This window comes from Streptomyces pyxinae (assembly GCF_024756275.1).
In the GTDB taxonomy this organism is placed as follows: Bacteria; Actinomycetota; Actinomycetes; order Streptomycetales; family Streptomycetaceae; genus Streptomyces; species Streptomyces pyxinae.
Genome location: NZ_JANUGQ010000010.1, coordinates 154,472 through 172,719 on the forward strand (window position 1 = coordinate 154,472; position 18,248 = coordinate 172,719).

At 75.7% G+C, this 18,248-nt stretch carries 12 protein-coding genes; 6 read left to right on the forward strand and 6 right to left on the reverse strand.

Annotated features, from left to right (window positions below):
* The first annotated feature begins 54 nt into the window (after window positions 1-54).
* Window positions 55-2,406 carry a SpoIIE family protein phosphatase gene (locus NX801_RS14185; RefSeq protein ID WP_258788044.1) on the forward strand — a complete coding sequence of 784 codons (2,352 nt, stop codon included), beginning with the start codon at window positions 55-57 and terminating at the stop codon, window positions 2,404-2,406.
* Window positions 2,407-2,547: 141 nt separating this feature from the next.
* On the opposite strand, the gene NX801_RS14190 is transcribed toward NX801_RS14185, so the two are convergent.
* On the reverse strand, window positions 2,548-3,237 hold the full coding sequence (locus NX801_RS14190; RefSeq protein WP_258788045.1) for a ScbR family autoregulator-binding transcription factor: 690 nt from the start codon (window positions 3,235-3,237) through the stop codon (window positions 2,548-2,550).
* 134 nt (window positions 3,238-3,371) lie between these two features.
* Between NX801_RS14190 and NX801_RS14195 the strand changes: the two genes are divergently transcribed.
* Both NX801_RS14195 and NX801_RS14200 read left to right on the forward strand, forming a co-directional pair.
* On the forward strand, window positions 3,372-4,340 hold the full coding sequence (locus NX801_RS14195) for a ScbA/BarX family gamma-butyrolactone biosynthesis protein (RefSeq protein ID WP_258788046.1): 969 nt from the start codon (window positions 3,372-3,374) through the stop codon (window positions 4,338-4,340).
* Window positions 4,341-4,594: 254 nt separating this feature from the next.
* Window positions 4,595-5,347, forward strand: coding sequence for an HAD family hydrolase (locus tag NX801_RS14200; RefSeq protein ID WP_258788047.1), 753 nt, complete (start codon window positions 4,595-4,597; stop codon window positions 5,345-5,347).
* Between the two features lie 76 nt (window positions 5,348-5,423).
* Here the strand turns inward: NX801_RS14200 and NX801_RS14205 are convergent, their stop codons facing one another.
* The 3 genes from NX801_RS14205 to NX801_RS14215 all read right to left on the reverse strand — a co-directional run bounded on the left by NX801_RS14205 (window position 5,424) and on the right by NX801_RS14215 (window position 8,157).
* Window positions 5,424-6,149 carry a DAK2 domain-containing protein gene (locus NX801_RS14205; RefSeq protein WP_258788048.1) on the reverse strand — a complete coding sequence of 242 codons (726 nt, stop codon included), beginning with the start codon at window positions 6,147-6,149 and terminating at the stop codon, window positions 5,424-5,426.
* Window positions 6,150-6,173: 24 nt separating this feature from the next.
* Entirely contained in the window at window positions 6,174-7,169 is a 996-nt protein-coding gene (locus NX801_RS14210) for a dihydroxyacetone kinase subunit DhaK (protein WP_258788049.1), read from the reverse strand.
* A gap of 511 nt (window positions 7,170-7,680) precedes the next feature.
* Window positions 7,681-8,157 (reverse strand): hypothetical protein, encoded by a 477-nt coding sequence (locus tag NX801_RS14215; protein WP_258788050.1) that lies wholly within the window; start codon window positions 8,155-8,157, stop codon window positions 7,681-7,683.
* 1,009 nt (window positions 8,158-9,166) lie between these two features.
* Between NX801_RS14215 and NX801_RS14220 the strand changes: the two genes are divergently transcribed.
* From NX801_RS14220 to NX801_RS14230, 3 genes are all read left to right on the forward strand, one after another.
* Window positions 9,167-9,748 (forward strand): sigma-70 family RNA polymerase sigma factor, encoded by a 582-nt coding sequence (locus tag NX801_RS14220; protein WP_258788051.1) that lies wholly within the window; start codon window positions 9,167-9,169, stop codon window positions 9,746-9,748.
* Between the two features lie 137 nt (window positions 9,749-9,885).
* Complete coding sequence (locus NX801_RS14225; protein WP_258788052.1) at window positions 9,886-11,853, forward strand: hypothetical protein; 1,968 nt, start codon at window positions 9,886-9,888, stop codon at window positions 11,851-11,853.
* Window positions 11,850-16,544, forward strand: a complete 4,695-nt coding sequence (locus NX801_RS14230) for an FtsK/SpoIIIE domain-containing protein (protein WP_258788053.1) — start codon at window positions 11,850-11,852, stop codon at window positions 16,542-16,544. The genes NX801_RS14225 and NX801_RS14230 overlap by 4 nt, the downstream gene beginning before the upstream one ends.
* 102 nt (window positions 16,545-16,646) lie before the next feature.
* Here the strand turns inward: NX801_RS14230 and NX801_RS14235 are convergent, their stop codons facing one another.
* Together NX801_RS14235 and NX801_RS14240 are read right to left on the reverse strand one after the other, a co-directional pair.
* Complete coding sequence (locus tag NX801_RS14235) at window positions 16,647-16,955, reverse strand: hypothetical protein (protein WP_258788054.1); 309 nt, start codon at window positions 16,953-16,955, stop codon at window positions 16,647-16,649.
* Window positions 16,956-17,060: 105 nt separating this feature from the next.
* On the reverse strand, window positions 17,061-18,053 hold the full coding sequence (locus tag NX801_RS14240; protein WP_258788055.1) for a hypothetical protein: 993 nt from the start codon (window positions 18,051-18,053) through the stop codon (window positions 17,061-17,063).
* Window positions 18,054-18,248: the final 195 nt, after the last annotated feature.

An 18,248-nucleotide genomic window follows, 5' to 3' on the forward strand; every position in this document is an offset into this window, starting at 1 on the left:
GTCGGCCCGGCGGGTCCGTGCGCGGCGACGGGCACGGGAGGGAGCGGAGCGGTGATGGGCGGTACTGACGGGTTTCGGACCGGCGCCGCGGCGGCGGGCGGCGGGCCCGGGCGGCCCGGCGGCCCGGTACCGCCGGCGGCCGATTCCCTGACCGGCGGTACCGGCGCCACCGGGGACGACGGCCGGGACGGCACCGGTGGCTCCGCGCGGCCGTTCGGCGCCTGGCGGGGGCGCGGGGCGGGGCGGCGGACGCCCGGGTCCGGCACCGCCGGGGACGCCGGGACCTCCGGGGCACCGGACGCGGGACTCGCCGGGGACACCGGGGAGGACGCCGGCATACGGCCGTCCGGGGAGCGCTCGGGGCGCGAGGGGCTGCTCGATCTGCTGGGCGTGGCGGCGATGGTGCTCGACTCGGACGGCCGGATCGTGCTGTGGAGCCCGCAGGCCGAGGAGCTGCTCGGTTACCGCGCCGAGGAGGTGCTCGGCCGGTTCGCCGTCCGGGTGCTGGTCTCCGAGGACCGGCGGGAGCTGGTGCTCGACCTGTTCGCCCGGGTGATGCGGACCGGCAGCGGCTGGGCGGGGGTCTTCCCGGTGCGCCACCGGACCGGCGCCTCCCGGCTGCTGGAGTTCCGGACCATGCGGCTGCTCGACGACGCCGGGGACCTCTACGCCCTGGGGCTGGCGACGGACCAGCTGACCCTGCGGGACGTGGAGCGCGATCTGGCGCTCTCGGTGCGGATGGTGGACCAGTCGCCGATCGGCCTGGGGGTGCTCGGCACGGACCTGCGGTACGTGGGGGTGAACGCGGCCCTGGAGCGGCTGGACGGGGTGAGCGCGGCCGGGCACGTGGGGCGGCGGGTCGGGGAGGTGGCGCCCTTCCTCGGCACGGCGGGCACCGAGGAGGCCGCGGAGGTGGAGGAGGCGATGCGGGAGGTGCTGGCCACCGGGGTGCCGCTGGTCGACCGGCAGCTGGTGGGCCGCACCCCGGCCGACCCGGACCGGGACCGCGCCTGGTCGCTGTCGTTCTACCGGCTGGAGGACGTGGGCGGTCATGTCCTGGGGCTCGCCCTCTCGGTGATCGATGTGACGGACCGGCACCGGGCGGCGCTGGAGGCGGAGCAGGCCCGGCACCGGCTGGCCGTGGTCGCGGACGCCTCGGTGCGGATCGGCACCACGCTCGACCTGGAGCAGACGGCCCGGGAGCTGGCCGCCGTGGCGGTGCCCGAACTGGCGGACGTGGCCGCGGTGGACCTGCTGGAGACGGTGCTGGCGCCGGGGCCCGGCCGGGCGGCCACCGAGGGACCCGCGGTGATCCGGGCGCTGGCCGTGGCCGCCGCCTATCCGACGGTCGCGGTGGAGGCGGCCGACCCGCCGGGCGAACCGGCCCACTACGGAGCCGACCGGCTGGTCACCCGCTGTGTGCGCACCGCCAGGCCGGTCACCGTCGCGGCGGTGGACGACGCCTCGCTGGCCCGGATCGCCCGGGACCGGCAGGCCGCGGAGCTGCTGGCCCGGGCGGGCGTGCACTCCTATCTGGCGGTGCCGCTGATCGCCCGGGGCGAGGTGCTGGGCGCCCTCGACCTGAAGCGGGCCCGCAATCCGCTGCCGTTCACCGAGGACGACGTGCTGCTCGCCAGCGAGCTGGCGGCCCGGGCGGCGGTCTGCATCGACAACGCCCGGCTCTACCGGCGGCAGCGGGACACCGCGCTGACCCTCCAGCGGAGCATGCTGGCGGAGGTGCCGGCCGGTCTGGCGGGCCTGGAGGTGGCCTCCCGGTACGAGCCGGCCGGGTCCGGCCACGAGGTGGGCGGCGACTGGTTCGACGTCATCCCGGTGGCGGACGGCACCACCGCGCTGGTGGTGGGCGATGTGATGGGCAGCGGGATCGGCGCGGCCACCACCATGGGCCGGCTCTCCACCGCCACCCGGACGCTGGCCCGGCTGTCGCTGGACCCGGCCGAGGTGCTGCGGCATCTGGACGGGATCATCGAGGACCTGGAGCCGGCCATCGCCACCTGTGTGTACGCGGTGTACGACCCGGCCCGGCAGGAGTGCCGGATCGCCACGGCGGGCCATCTGCCGCCGGTGCTGATCCGGTCCGGCCAAGGGCCCCGGCTGCTCGATCTGCCGACCGGGGCGCCGCTGGGGGTGGGCGGGGTCGCCTTTCACACCGTCACCACCGCGCTGGCGCCCGGGGACCGGCTGGTGCTCTACACCGACGGGCTGGTGGAGACCCGGGACCAGGACATCGACACCCGGCTCGCCACCCTGCTGCGGCTGCTGGGCTCCCCCGACCCGTCGCTGGAGGCCACCTGCGACCGGCTGCTGCGCGAGCTGCGGCGGCCCCTGGACCAGGACGACGTGGCGCTGCTGGTGGCCCGGGCGGACGACCGCCGGCCGCGCTGACGGGCGGGTACGGCCCGGGGCCGGGGCCGCGCCGGGCCCGTCCCGGGGGCCCGGGGCCGTACCGGAGCGGGCAATCCGGGGCGCAGCCGTACCGGACGGGGCCGGGTGCCCGGGGGCGGGGCCAGGACCGGGGGCCGGGGCTCAGAGCCGGAAGGACTCCGCCCCGGCGGGCGCGGCCGGCGCGGGCAGCGGCCCGTCCGGGGCCGGGGCGGGCGGGTGGTCGGCGTGGACCCGGTCGAGCAGACCGGCCGGGTCGGGCTCGGTCTGGAGGGCGCCGAGCAGCAGCAGCCACAGCTCGTGGAGCCGCTGCTCGATGTGCTCCCGGCCGTCCAGGGCGTCGGAGATGGTGTGGAGGCCGAAGAAGGCGCAGACCACGCTGTGCGCGGCGGTCACCGGATCGACACCGGGCGCCAGCTCGCCGTCGGCGCGCGCCTCGGCGAGGAGCTCGGTGACCACCTCGATCCACTCCACGAAGGGGGTGGGCAGCGGGGCGGCGATGGCCTTGTGCTCCATCCAGAGCCGGGAACCGGCCCGGACGACGACGTCGTCCCGGAAGGCGCGGGCGACGGTGAAGCTGAGGGCGACCAGTTTCTCCAGAGCCGGGCGGTCGGTGGAGCGGTGGCGGCCGATCATCTCCGGCCAGGAGGCGAAATGCTCCTCGACGACGGCCAGCGCGAGTTTCTCCTTGCTGGCGTAATGGAAGTAAATGGCCCCGCTGGTACGGCCCGAGAGCGCGCTGATGTCACTGATGCTGGTCCCGGCGTAACCCCGTTCGTCGAACAGCCGTGCCGCGGTTTCCAGCAGGGCCCGCCGTGTCAATTTCGCCTGCACCCGTCGCAACCTTTTCAGAGATCTTTGCGATTTCTCGCGTTCCCGCCGCTGACACCACGCAATGTAGTGCCTCGGCGCGGCGGGCGGACACGAGCCGGTGTGCGGAAGACGCCGAACTGGGGTGTTCTGGGGGCATGAACGCTCGAATCCGTGGCACCGCCGGAGAGCCGCGGGCCCTGAGCTGGTCGCGCACCGTCCGCCGGGAACTCGTGCACCGGATCTCCGTGGCGGAGGTCCTGCTCACCGATGTGCTCCGGATCGACGAGGCGCATTTCGAGGCCGCCGCCTGCTGGCCCCGGTCGCATCCGACGTTTCCGGCCGACGGACCGGCCCTGCACCACCCGCTGATGGTGGTCGAGACACTCCGTCAGCTCGGCATCTTCATCCCGCTGCGGTATTTCGGCGTGTCAGCCGACGCCCGGCTGCTCATCACCGACCTCTTCTTCACCACGGACCCCACCACCCAGCCCCGGGCCGGCCACGGCGCCACCGAGGTCACCTGCCGGGTGCGGCTCACCCGGCTGCGCACCGACCCGGACGGGGTCGCCACCGGACTGCGGCTGCATGTGGACTTCCTGGCCGGCGGGGTGGCGTTCGCCCACGCCGGGGGCGGGGCGCGCTTCCTCCCGCCCGACCGGTACGCGGCGGTGCGCGGCCCGCTGACCGGGGCCCGGCCGCCCCGGGCGCCGACCGGACGGCTCCGCCCCCAGCCGGCCGCGCTGGGCGTGTCGCACGCCCGGGACGTGGTGGTCGGGCTCGACTGGCGGCGGGAGCGGGTCGTCCGGGGCGCGCCGGACGGGGACCGCGGCCACGGCCGCTGGGACGTGGTGGTGGACGCGGCCGACCCCTGGCACCCGTTCTTCTTCGACCACGCCACCGACCATGTGCCGGGGATGGTGCTGCTGGAGGCGGCGCGCCAGGCCGCCGCGCTGGCGAGCGGCGGGGCGCTGCTCCGGGTCACCGGCGCCCGGCTGACGGCGCTGCGCTTCACCGAGTTCGCTCCGGCGGCGCGGGTCATCTGCGTGCCGCACCACCGCACGTGCGTGTTCCGCTTCGACCAGGACGGCGAGCGGCGCGCTTTCGGCGTTCTGCACTACCGCTAACTCCTCCGGGTGTAACCGCCTGTGGATCCTTGACTGCCGTATGTGACCGATCCTAGCGTAACGATCGTTATGTTCCCTGGTGGGACACGTCCGTACGGTCGCGTGGCGTCGTGCGGCTCCCGCTGCCCTGCCCGGAACCTCCCCCCGCCCGACCGCGCACGCCGGTCGCCCGACGACGCCGTCCGCCCCCGTGGCGGCCCCGCCGTCGCACGCCGGTCCGCGGTCGCGCGGCTCACACCGAACGGAAAGCGGACATGACGCTTCATCGCATCCTTTCCTGGACCCCGGCGGCCGTCGTCTTCGACTGCGACGGCACCCTGATGGACACCGAACGCCACTGGGTGGACGCCCGGCAGCGTGCCTTCGACGAAGTGGGGCTGAGTCCCTCGGCGGGCTTCGCGGAACGGGCGAAGGGTCTGCACTACACCGAGTGCGGGCAGCTCATGGCCGACGAAGGGGGCCGTCCCGACCTGGGCCGGGACCTCGCCGAGCGGCTGCTGCGGCACTTCCTGGCGCTGGTCTCGGACAGCCCGGTGACCATGCCGGGCGCACGCGAGATGGTGGAGGCGGCCGCCGCCTTCGCCCCGCTGGCCGTCGCCAGCAACTGCCCCCGCGACGTGGTGGAGACGTGCCTGGACAACGCCGGGCTGCTCCGCCACTTCCGGGCCGTGGTGGTCCCGGACGACGACGCGGTCCGGCCCAAGCCGGCCCCGGACGTCTATCTGACGGCGGCCCGGCACTGCGGGGCCGACCCGGCCGACGCCCTGGCGGTCGAGGACACCCACTGCGGGATCCTCGCCGCCGTCCGGGCCGGACTGCGGGTGCTCGGTGTCGGCCCCTGGCCGGGCGACGAGACCGCGGCCCTGGTCGACCTGTGGGTCGAGACGCTGGACGACCCTCGGGTCGGCGGCTGGGCCACCGAGCGGGCGCCGCTCCGGGCCACCGCGCCGCTGCCCGCGGCGGCTTCCCGGCCGGCCGGGGCGGTGTTCCCGGCCGCGGCCCACTGAGCGGGCGGCCCGCCGCTCTCCCGGGGCGGACCCGCTCCGGTCCGCCCCGGCGGACCACGGCGGGGACGCCGCCGGTTCAGTGCGGTACGGCGGTGCCCGGGTCCGCCAGCAGGGGCGCCAGCGCGGTGACCGTCGCGCCGGCCGAGGAGAGCAGCAGCCCGATGCCCACCGCACCCGGGTCCGGGACACCGGTGGCCCGTTCACCGACATAACTGGCCCGGCCGCGGCGCGCACGCAGGCGCGCCGTACCGCGCACCCCCTCCCATGCGGCGCGCGACGCATGGGCGAGGGCCGCCCGGGGTCCGGCCTCGGCGGGGCACACCCGCAGCGCCTCGCACGCCGGATACAGGGCGTCCACCAGCGTCTTGTCCCCCGGCCTCGCCTCGCCGACCCGCTGTATGGCGGCGAGTCCGCCGGTGAGACCGGCCCGCAGCGCGGTCATGTCCAGGGCGGGACCGGCCGCCGCGACGGCCAGTTCCTCCAGCAGCAGCCCGAAGAGCGGGCCGCTGGTGCCGCCCACCCCGTCCAGGAAGGCGGTGGCCGCCGCCTGGAGCGGCCGCCCCGCCCGGTCGCCCGCCGGCATCGCCGGGGCCGCCGCGGCCTCGGCGTCCAGGGCCGTGACGGTCGCGTCCAGGCCCGCCATGAGGTTCACCCCGAAGTCGCCGTCACCGACCCGCTGGTCGAGCGCGGTGAGTTGCGCCTCGGTGGCCCGGGCCGAGGCGGCGAACCTCCGCATCCAGCCCTCGGTGAAGGCCGCCCCCGTATATGTGGCGTCGTCCTCCGGCGCGTAGTGGTCCAGCATCGTGCCACCTCCTGCCGCCCTCGGTCAGCGGGGCCACGCGGGCGTGTACGCCGGCGCGTCGAACCACTTGACCGTCTCGGTGTCCGCCCGCATGAGCGTGAGCGAGAAGCCGCGCATGTCCAGCGCGGTGACGAAGTCCCCCACCAGGATGCGCTCCGGCGTGAGTCCGCGCCGGTCGAGCCGGAGCGTGAACTCGTGCGCCGCTCCGTACAGTTCGAGGCGGGTCACCCCGCCGAGGCCGTTGACGAGCGCGACGACCGACTCGCCGGGGGCCGGTCCGAGCGAGGCCAGCAGCGCCTCGGTCATCCGGCCGACCAGCTCGCCCAGCGGCGGCCTGGACACCGTGCGGCGGGCCCGTTCGCCGTGGATGCCGACCCCGTACTCCAGCTCCCCGTCCGCGAGTTCGAAGGCGGGGCGGCCGGTGGTGGGCGCGGTGTGGGCGGCCGAGGCGACGGCGATGCTGCGGCAGCGGGCCGCCAGATCGGCGCCGAGCGCGGCGAGTTCATGGAGCCCGAGCCCGGTGTCGGCGGCGGCCCCGAGCACCTTCTCCACCAGCACGGTGGCCCCGGTGCCCCGGCGGCCCGCGGCCGACTCGGCCGAGTCCGACGCCACGTCGTCGTCGATGAGCACCCGGGCGCAGTCGATGCCCTCGTGGGCCAGCCGCTCGGCCGCGATGCCGAAGTTGATGCGGTCGCCCGTGTAGTTCTTGACCAGGTGCAGCACTCCCTCGGCGCGCGCCACCGCCCGGGAGGCGCCCAGGACCTGGCGGTTGTGCGGGGAGGCCATCAGCCGGCCGGGGCAGACGGCGTCGAGCATGCCCGCGCCGATGAAGCCCAGATGCAGCGGTTCATGTCCCGAACCGCCGCCCGACAGCAGGCCCACCCGGCGGTTGGGGGACGGTTTCCGGGCGCACAGGAAGCCGCCCGGTTCGTCGTGGAGCACCAGGTCCGCGTGGACCCGGGCGAACCCGGCGAGCGCGTCGGGCACCATGCGGTCGGGGGAATTCGCGAAGTACACCATGGCCGGCCTCCCAGACCTCTGCGGCCTCCCATTGACCGCGCGACGGGGCGGGCGGGGCCGGACCTTGCGGGCGGGTCGATCAGGCGCACGCCGCCTTCGGACGCGACGTGCGGTGTTGCCTCACGGGCTGTCGCCGTTCGCTCCTCCTTCCGGCCATCGTGCGGCTGTCCGATCGGGGTGGCAAGTCGTAGGCGGAGAGCGCGGGGTGCGCAGGGCGCACAAGCGGGGCGTGCGGCGGGACCAGGGGGCGCGTTCGGAGACGGGCGGTCCCGGACGCGCCCGCCGAGCCCGGCCGGAGGCCACCGGCGGTGCCGGGCCCGGCATCAGGGGCGGCGCGAAGAACCGTGCGCCGGGGTGCATGAGCCGGGGCCGGTGGGGCACTCGTACGCCCTCGGTACCGCCGTACGGGTGAGCTGGCGGACGGGCCGGGGCGCCCGGCAGGCGGGGCACTCCGGCGACGGCGGGGCCCGCCTGCCCGCTCAGCGCGAGGCCGGGGCGTCCGGCCGGCGGGTCACTCCTCTCCGGCCGGGTCGGGGAGCATGCCGCTGGCGCGCGCGATCCCTTCCACCTCCCGCTGATCGGCACCGCGCCGCTCCTGCTGGGCGTCGAGTTTCTCCCGCATCGCGCGCAGCCGTTCCGGATCGGCGGCCACCTCGGGCGGCACCAGGGACATGGCGCCCTTGACGAACTCGCCGTCACCGAGCGGCACGACGACATGCGCGGCCCGGTCCTCATGACCGGGGCTCATCGCGCCGAGGAGTCCCATGAGGTTGAGGAACTCCTGCTGGACGGCCGGGGTGAACAGCTCCCGCTCCTCCTCGTCCAGTTGTAACCGGACGGTGCCCCCGCCGTTCTCGGCCCAGAGCTTGAAGGTCTCCATCAGCAGGCCGAACTGCTCGGGAACCATCCGGGCCCGGAGCGCCTCCACATAGAGCGCGAAGCGCGCCCGCGGGACCTCCGCCGGGTCCTTCTGTGCGTCGTCGGCCACGGTGGCTCCTGTCTGGCGGGCCGGGGCGGGCCCGGCCGGCTCGGTCGTCACCGACCGCGACGGCCGCGGACGGCGGGTCCATCGTCGCACCCCCTCCCCGGCCGTGTCCGCTCCCCCGGCGGAAAGACGGCCCGGGGCCAAGCCGGTTGGGCGGCCCGCGCCCCCGGCGAGCGAGCCGCCCGGGGCCGGGCGGACGCCGTATCCCGGTCACCCGTCCTGCCGGGCACACCCCGGGCGCCGGGCGACCGCCATGCCCCCGGTGCTGGGCACCTGGGCACCTGGGCACCTGGGCACCTGGGCACCTGGGCACCTGGGCACCTGGGCACCTGGGCACCTGGGCACCTGGGCACCTGGGCACCTGGGCACCTGCCGGACCGTACGCACTCCGGTGGCCGCCGCGTCCCGGCGTGCCCTCGGGCCGGACGCACTCCGGCGGCCGGACGACCGGCGTGTCCCCGCGTGTCCGTCGTGTCCCCGCGCACCGGCGCGCCTGCGCACCGCGGTGCCCGGGACGACCGCCGTACTCCCGAGGACCGGCCGGCATCCCCGTGCGGGACACGCCTCCGGACGACGCCGACACCCATGCCCCCGGCCCCGAGAGCCCGCACCGCGCCCGCACTTGCCCCGCAGGCCGCTGATGCCCCTGAGCGCATGCGCCCGCACTTGCCCCGCGGGCCGCCCATGCCTCTCCTTCCGGTCCTTCCGGGCGAATGAGCCGAAGGGGCGCGCGGGTGCCGAAAGGTGGGGGTACCCCCGGACGAAGTCCGGGGGAGCGCGCGGGACGGTGAGGAACGAGCCATCCGAGCACATCGACCGTCGACACACGCTCAAAGCGCCCCAATGGGGTCCCCCGGACGGGGTCCGGCGGAGAAGTAGCCTCAAAAAAGTCCAAACTTTGCCTGGTGGCCGGGCATCTCGCTAGGCTGCACAATCCGTGTCGGGCCCACCGATGTGCCGGAGAGCCGGTACCGAACCCGCACGTGTCGAACAGTCCGGGGAATTCAGCACTATGACGTCATCGGCACGTTCCGCGCCGGACGGCGCGAGAGCGCTCTCACCGGAGGAACGGTTCACCGCCGTCGTCCGGGCCCGGCGGCAGCCGCTCCTGCGCTATGTCCTGAGCCTGCTGCCCGCCGATCCGCAACGCGCCGAGGACGTGGTGCAGGAGACCCTGCTGCGGGCCTGGCTCGCCGCTCGTCCGGACGCGGAACCCACCCGCGCCGGGGGCACCGAGGGCGCGGAGGCCCAGGACCCCACCGCGGCCTGGCTGTTCACCGTGGCCAGGAACGTGGTGATCGACTGGAGCCGCCGGGACGGTGTCCGGCCCGCCGTGCTCCTCGCCACCACGCCCGACCGGCCCGCGCCCGCCGACGACTCCGCGCGGGTCGCCGACCGGGTCGAGGTCGTCGGCCTGCTCACCCCACTCTCCCGTCGCCACCGCGAGGTTCTGGTGTACACATATCTGCTCGGGTGCTCCGGCCCCGACGCCGCTCGGGCCCTGGCGATTCCGCCGGGCACCGTCAAGTCCCGGCTCCATCACGCCCTGCGCGAGGCCCGGCACGCCGCCGGCCGGCTGCGGGACTGCGCGTGACGGGGCAGGCCGCGACGGCGGCTCCCCTCCGAGGACCGGGCGTTTCCCCACCGGACCGGCTGATCCCGGATCAGTTGCCGGCGGACCGGGCGTTTTCGGACCTGGCCCGGCCGGACGGGGCGTCACTCGCGCTGCCGATGCCGGACCGTACATCCTGGTTCATCCTGATCGGTCTGCTGGTCGTCGTGATCGCGCTGCTCTGGTGGTTCGGCCGGACGGTGAACCGGCAGGGCGGGGTGAAGCGCGCGTTCCGGCGTCTGGTCTGGGAGGCACGGATGACCGGCCGGGCGCTGACCCGGCCGTGGCGGGCCTTCCGGCGCGACCGGCGCCGGACCAGAACGCTGGTCGCCCATCTCGCCGCGCCGGAGGCCCGGTCCGCCGCGCTCGCGGTGCTGGACCGGGCCGACCGGGTCGCCGGCGAGCCCTCCCGGGCGCTGGCGGTCCGGCTCACCCCGGCCCGGGACCGGGCGCGGGTGATGCTGGCCGGTCGCGACGTACGGGTGCCCCCGGCGCCCTGGAGCACCGGGGCGGACGCGCGCGGCTGGACCTGGTCCGTCCCGCTCGGCCGGGACCGGAAGGACGCCGTCGACGTCACCGGGCCGGACCCGGAGGCGGACGAACCCCCGGCCGCCCGGCTGCCCCTGGTGCTGGGCGTCGACCGGGAGATCCCGGGCGGCGTGGTGGTGGCCGACTGGCTCGCCGGTCCGCCCGCGCTGACGGTGGAGGGCGACGGCCAGGCCGGGCGGAGCGTCCTCCAGGCGCTGACCGCACAGCTCGACACGCTGCCGGACGGACCCGCGGTCCTGGTCGCCCAGGGGGTGCACCCCCGCTTCACGGGCCGTCCCCTGGCCGAGCTGGTCGAGGAGCTGGAGGCCCGGGCGGACGCGGCCGCCGGGCAGCCGGAACCGTCGGCCGGGGATGGCGAAAGCGCCCCGGGCCCCGGGGACGGGACGGACGCCGGGGACCCGGCTCCGCTGCCGCCGGCGCTGGTCTGCTGGGCGCCCGACACGGGGCTGGCCGCCCGGCTCGCCGTGCTGGCCGAGCGGGGCGCCGTACTGGTACTCGCCGGCGGGAAGCTGCCCGGGCGTACCTGGTCGCTGCATGTCGAACCGTCCGGGCGACTGCTGGCGCCCGGGCTGAACCTGGACGTGGAGGCGGGTGCCCTCAGCCGGGCCGTCGCCCGCGCCCTGCGCCGTAGAACCGCCGGGCACCGTCCGCCGCCGCCCGGTGCCGGACGCCGGGAGACCGCGCCGTCCGGACCGGAGGGTGCGGAGGCGCCCGCCGCCGGGCCGGCCGGGACCGGGACGCGCCCGGAGGCCACCGACCCCGCCACGGAGCGGGAGGCCCGGCGGCCCGGGGAGACGGCCGCCACGGAGCGGACGGCCCCGAAGCCGAAGGAACCCGCCGCCCCGGCCCCGGAGTCCGGCCGCCGCCCCTCCCCCGCCCCGGCGACCCCCGGAGCCCCGGATCTCACGGAGCCGGTGCCCGGCCGGGCACCCGTGCCGGCGCGGGACCACGCCGTCCCGGACCGGGCGCCGGCAGGACACCGGGAGGCCGTGACACCGGCGCGCCCGGAGCCGTCCCCGGCGGCCTCCCCGGACCTCACCGAGCCGGAGGCCGGACCGTCGTCCGCGCGGGACCACACCGGCGCCCCGGACTTCCTGGAGCCGGCCCCCGTGGCGTCCCGCTCCGGCGCGCCCTCGGCGCCCGGCCTCCAGGAGCCGGGCGCCCGGCCGGACGGACCCGGGCCCCGGATTCCGGCCGCCCCGGCCGCACCCGCCGTCCCGACGGCGCCGGAGGTCCCGGCCGGCTTCGAGGAGCCCGCCCCCGCCGCGCCCCCGGCCCGGGTGCCGGAACAGCCGGACCGGCCGGAGCGGCCCGCACAGCCCGTACGGCCCGAACGGCCCGAACGGCCCGAACGGCCGGAGCAGCCGGTCCGGCGTGAGCACCGCCCGCCCCGCCCCGCGCCCGTACCCGACTTCGAGGAGCCCGAGCCCGAACCCGCCCGCCCGGCCGGCCGGGAGTCCGGGGTGTCGGCCGCACCGGACCCCCGCCCGTCCGCCGCCTCCGGCGACCATCCCGAACGGAACCCCCGCCACCCGTGAGACTCTTCCTCAGCATCAGTCAGGGCACCGACCCGGCGACCGGCCGGGACGTGCTGGTCGACACCACCGCGAGCACCACCGCCGGGGCCCTCGCCGCCCGGCTCGCGGGCCCCGCCGCCGGCGCCGAGCCGCCGGCCCTCTACGTCGGGGACCGCGAGATCGACCCCGCGCTGCCGCTCTCGGCGGCCGGGGTGCGCGACGGCGTACGGATCGGCCTCGGCGGCCCGGCCCCCGGTGAGCCGCCCCGCTACGGCCCGGGCCGGGGCGGGCTGGCGCCGCCGTCCCGTACGCCGGACGGCGAGCAACTGCCGCGCGGCGCCGGAGTGGAGCTGCATGTCACCGGTGGCCGGGGGGCCGGCCGGGTGTGGCCGCTGGCGCCGGGCACCCACGCGGTCGGGCCGCTGCCCGGCAGCGCCGTGCCGCTGGCCGGCCGGGACGTGCCGGCCGCCGGTGTCCGGGTGGCGGTCCGGCCGGACGGCACCGTTCTGGTGCACACCGGCGGCGATGCCAAGACCGCCCTCTCGGAGTTGCGGCAGCCGCCCGAGCGGCCGCGTGCCGACGCCACGCCGCTGCCGCCCCCGCCGCCGCCCGAACTGCCGGACCCGGCCGAGGAGATCCTCGAACCGCTGCCGGCCGGCTGGCGGGAGTGGCCGGTGGGCGAGCAGCTGGTGCTGGGCGAGTTCCTGCTGCGGATCACCGAGCCGACCGAGGCGGACGCCGCCGTGGCGGTCTCGGCCGATGGGGCCTTCCTGGACTTCAACCGGCCGCCCCGGATCGTGCCGCCGCTGACGCCGGAGCGGTTCACGCTGCCGTCGCCGCCGCCCCCGCCGTCCAAGCGGCCGATCCCGCTGCTGGTGGTGGTGGCGCCGATGCTCTTCGGCATCACCATGGTCCTGATCATGAAGTCGTACTTCTTTCTGATGTTCGCCTTCTTCAGTCCCTTCCTGGCCGTCGCCAACCATGTGTCCGGCCGGAAGAACGGCGAGCGCGAGTTCCGGGCGGCGGTGGCCAGTTACCGGTCCCGGCGCGCCTCGCTGGAGCGGGACGTGTACGAGAAGGTCGACCGGGAGCGGCGGCTGCGCACGACCGGCGGCCCCGACCCGGCGGCGGCCGGGCTCTGGGCGGTCGGTCCGGGCACCCGGCTCTGGGAGCGCACCCGCGCCCACCCCGACCATCTGGCGCTGCGCATCGGCACCGTGAGCCAGCCCTCGCTGCTGACCGTGGAGGACACCTCCCGGGAGGACAACCACCGGACGGTGAACTGGCGCATCCCGGACATGCCGGTCGGCGTCGACCTGGCCGGGGACGGTGTGGTGGGCATCGCGGGCGAGCAGAGCGCCGCGCGGTCCCTGGCGGCCTGGGCGGTGGCCCAGATGGCGATTCTGCACAGCCCGCGCGAGGTGCGGATCACGGTCCTCACCGACCCGGCGGGCGCCCCGGCCTGGGAGTGGGTGCGCTGGCTGCCGCACGCCCGGCCGGGCCAGGGCGGGGTGGCCGCCGAGCGGGCGGGCGGTCCGGCCGTGACCTTGGGCAACGACCCGGAGACGGTGGCCAACCGGGTGCAGGAGCTGGTCTCCGCCGTACGCTCCCGGATGCGCTCCAAGCAGGCGGCGATGAGCGGCGCGCTGCTCACCGAACCCGACCTGGTGGTGGTGCTGGACGGCGCCCGGCGGCTGCGTGACGTGCCGGGTGTGGTGCAGGTGCTCAAGGAGGGCCCGGCGGTCCGGGTCTTCCTGATCTGTGTGGACCAGGAGGAGCGGATGCTCCCCGAGGAGTGCGCCTCGGTGTGCGCGGTGGGCGCGCGGGAGCTGACGCTGCGCCGGACCCGGAGCGCCGATCTGACCGGCATCCGCCCGGACCTGGTGGACGCCGAGTGGTGCGAGCGGATCGGCCGGGCGCTGGCCCCGGTCCGGGACATCACCCCGGACGGCTCCGACGGCCTGCCCGACCGGGCGAGCCTGCTCCAGCTGCTGGACCTGGAGCCGCCGGTCCCGGCCGAGCTGGTGCGCCGCTGGAGCGGCCGGCCGGCGTCGACCGGCGCGCTGCTGGGCGTCGGCTACACCGGTCCTGTCGTCTTCGACCTGGTGAAGGACGGCCCGCACGCGCTGGTGGCGGGCACCACCGGCGCGGGCAAGTCCGAGCTGCTCCAGACCCTGGTGGCCTCGCTGGCGGCGGCCAACCGGCCGGACGAGATGACCTTCGTCCTGGTCGACTACAAGGGCGGCAGCGCCTTCCGGGAGTGTGTCCAGCTGCCGCACGTGCTGGGCATGGTGACCGACCTGGACAGCCATCTGGTGGAGCGGGCGCTCACCTCGCTCAGCGCCGAACTGCTGCGCCGGGAACGGCTGCTGGCCGAGGCCGGGGCCAAGGACCACCCGGAGTACCGGGCGATGCGCCGCCGCGATCCCTCGCTGCCGCCGCTGCCCCGGCTGCTGCTGATCATCGACGAGTTCGCCACCCTCGCCCGGGACGTGCAGGAGTTCATCCCGGGTCTGGTCTCCATCGCCCAGCGCGGCCGGTCGCTCGGCATCCATCTGGTGCTGGCGACGCAGCGGCCGGCCGGTGTGGTCACCGCCGACATCCGGGCCAACACCAACCTCCGGATCGCCCTGCGGGTCACCGACGCGATGGACAGCCAGGACGTGCTGGAGGTCAATGACGCGGTGACCATCTCGGCGGCCACCCCGGGCCGGGCGCTGGCCCGGATCGGCCACCGCTCGGTGCTGCCGTTCCAGACCGCCTATGTCGGCGCCCCGCGCGAGGACACCACCACGGTGCGGCTCCCCGGCTCCGCCGAGGGCACGTTCTCCGGCGGTACGGGGGCGCCGGCGCCGCTGGGTAAGGTGCCCGCGCCGCGTGCCGAGGAGGAGGCCCCGATCTGGACCAGCGACGTCCACTGGTCGCTGCTGGGCCGGGCCGCCGCCGAGCCGGCGCCCGGGCAGGCCGCCGAGGACGAGGACGCCGGGCTGCCGGACGCGGAGGGGCCGACCGACCTCACCGCCCTGGTGGCGGCGTTGCGGGAGGCCGCCGACGAGTTGTCGATCGAGCGGCAGCCCAGCCCGTGGCTGCCGCCGCTGCCGACCGCGCTGACCCTGGGCGACCTGCCCCGGCGCCCCGACCCGGGCGACGGCCGGCTGGCCCCGGTGGCCTGGGCGCTGGCGGACGTGCCGGGCGCCCAGCGCCAGGAGCCGATGGAGCTGGACCTCGCCCGCTTCGGGCACCTGTATGTCATCGGCACCCCGCGTTCCGGGCGTTCCCAGGTGCTGCGCACCATGGCCGGGGCGCTGGCCCGCCGGCACTCCTCGGCCGATGTGCACCTGTACGGGATCGACGCGGCGGGCGGCGCGCTCGCCGCGCTGACCGCGCTGCCGCACTGCGGTGCCGTGGTGCCGCGCGCCGACCTGGAGCGGCTGAACCGGCTGCTGGCCCGGCTGCTCGCGGAGATGGGCCGCCGTCAGGAGCTGCTGACCGGCCACGGGGTCGCCTCGCTCACCGAGCTGCGGGGGCTGCTGCCCGCCGCCGAGCGGCCCGCCCATCTGATGGTGCTGATCGACGGCTGGGACTCGCTGACCGCGCTGCTCCAGGACCACGACGGCGGCCGGCCGGTGCAGGAGCTGACCGCGCTGATCCGGGAGGGCGCGCCGATGGGCATCCATGTGATCGCCACCTCGGAGCGGGCGCTGCTGGCCGGCAAGGTCGCCTCGCTCAACGACGAGCGGCTGCTGCTGCGGCTGACCGACCGGAACGAGTACATGCTGGCCGGCATCCAGGCCAGGCAGATCCCGGCCGTGGTGCCGCAGGGCCGGGGCTGGCGCGGCGGCAGCGCCACCGAGCTCCAGGTGGCGCTGGTCGGCGAGGAGGCGGCGGCCGGGTCCATCGCGTCCGGCCGGGACCAGGCCGAGGCGCTGCGCCGGATCGGTGAGGAGGCGGCCCGCCGGGACCGGGACCTGCCGGCCGCCCGGCGCCCGGCGAAGGTGCTCACCCTGCCCCGGCAGGTCTCCTTCACGGACGCGTACGAGAAGGTGCCCGCCGGTCAGCGGCGGCCGCTCTGGGGGCTGCTGGGCATCGGCGGCGACGATCTGGAGCCGCTGGGCGTGGACTTCGCGGCCGACTCGCCGTCGTTCCTGATCAGCGGTCCGCCCGGAGCCGGCCGGTCGACCGCGCTGGCGAGCCTGGCGGTGTCGCTGCTGGCCGGCGGCACCCGGGTGGTGGTGCTCACCCCGCGCGAGTCGCCGCTGCGCGGGCTGCGCCGCCATCCGCAGGCGGTGGTGCTGGAGTCGCCCGACCCGATGCCCGAGGAGGTCAGCGAGGCGCTCGCCGGGCCCGGCCCGGCCGTAGTGCTGGTGGACGACGCCGATCTGCTGGCGCAGTTGCCGGCCGCCGACTCGGTGCTGCGGGAGATCGCGGCGACCGGCCGGGACCGGGGCCTCGGGCTCGCGGTGGCGGCCACCGGCGAGACGCTGACCTCGGCCGGCATCGGCTGGCTGGGCCAGGTCCGGCGGGTGCGCAAGGGTGTGCTGCTGTCCCCGCAGTCGCCCACCGAGGGCGATCTGCTGGGCGTACGGCTGCCGTACGACCAGTTGCGTGGCCGGCCGGTGCCGGGGCGCGGGCTGACGGTGGACCCGGTGACGGGGCTGCTGGTGTCGGTGCTGATCCCGGAGACCGTGCTGCGCTCGGACGACGGGGCCTGAGCCGGACCCCGCCCCGGACAACGACCGGGCCCCCGCCGTCGAGGACGGCGGGGGCCCGGTCGTACGCGGGGGCACTCGGCGGGGAGCACCCGGAAGGGGTGCTCAGTGAGCGTTGTTGGTGCTGGACGCGATGTCCGCGTCCATCTTCTCCACCGACTCCTTGATCTTGGTGAACTGGGTGGCGAAGCTGTTGATGGACTCCACCGCCTGCTGGAGCGAGGCGGTCAGCTTCTCGTAGGCCGCCTTCATCGCCGGGCTGCTCTGCTGCATGAACAGGCCGTTGTCGAGCAGGCCCTCGACGGAGGTCTTGGTGGAGAGCAGGTGCGGGTTGATGTCCCGGACGGCCTGGTTCATGGTGTTGGAGACCCGCATGATCTCGTTGTAGTCGATATTGATGTTGCCGGCGGGCATGGATCGCTCCTCTGGGTGGTGTCTTCTTCGTACGGAAGGGTGCGGGAGGCGTACGGTCGCGCACGGCTCCGCACCCCGGGGTGGTGGTCAGGGGTCCGGCTCGGGTCAGTCGTCGTCCGACTTCTTCGTCCAGCCGGAGTTGTCGTCGGCGGAGTCGCTGGTCCACTCCTCGGTGCGGCCGTTGGTCACCACCTTCTTGGTGCCGCTGCCGTCCTCCTTGACCTCGATCGTGGTCACGACCTCGTTGCCGTTGAGGTCGGCCGAGGTGGTGGAGGTGCCCTTCACCTTCTCCGGGTTGCCGTCGTCGTCGTAACCGTCGGTGGTGTAGGTGGTGGTGGTGTCCCGGTGACCGGTGGTGGTGTTGTAGACCGAGTCGCTGGTGCCCTTGGTGGTGGACTCCTTGCCCTCGGTGTCCTTGGTGACGCTGGTGAAGTCGTCCTTGGTCGTCTTGGTGTCACCCGACTCGGTGGTGTTCGAGGTGCCGTTGGTCGTGGTGACGTTGCCGTAGACGTCGGTGGCGGACGAGTCGTAGGTGCCGTCGGCGTGGTAGTTGGTGACGTCCTTGCTGGTCATCCCGGAGCTGGTGCGGATCTCCGTGGTGATCTTGGTGGGTTTGCCGTCCGGGCCGTACTCGTAGGTCGTGGTCGTGGAGTTGCCGTGGCCGTCCGAGGTGGTCCAGGTGGTGGGGCGGTCGCCCTCCGGCGGCTTGGGCGCGTGCGGGTCGTTGGGGTCGACATTGCCCTTCGCCACCTGCTCCTGCCACTTGTCCCAGATGTCCTTCTGGGTGGTGTACAGATCCGCGGCGAGCGACGCCTCCTGCTTGCTGGCCTCCCCGGCCAGCCGGAAGTCCCAGTCCGCCCAGCCCCGGGCGACGCCCTCGTAGAGACTGCCCAGCTTCTCCAGCTTCTCCTCGGAGCGCTTGAACGAGCTCTTCCAGGTCGTGTAGTAGCTGCGGATCGCGGTCGCCACGCCGTAGCCGACCTCCGCCGACGAGTAGTCGTGCTTGCCGTTACGGGCCTGCTCCACCTGCCCCTTGAGCGTGCGCGCCTTCTGCGCCACCTGGTTGAGCAACTCGTAATCGACGACGATGTCAGGCACGGCACTCCTCCGCGGGGGGTAGCGAACAATGGTTCAACTGTGCAACGCAGCCGGCCGCCGAACGGTTCACGAAAACGCCGCGACCTGGCATGTTGTGATGTCGTTCACAGAGTGAACCACCGGCCCGCCGGGATGCGTTCCTCCAGTGGGGCTGCCGGAGGCAGGCCGTCCGCCGGAGGCGGGTCAGTCCGCCCG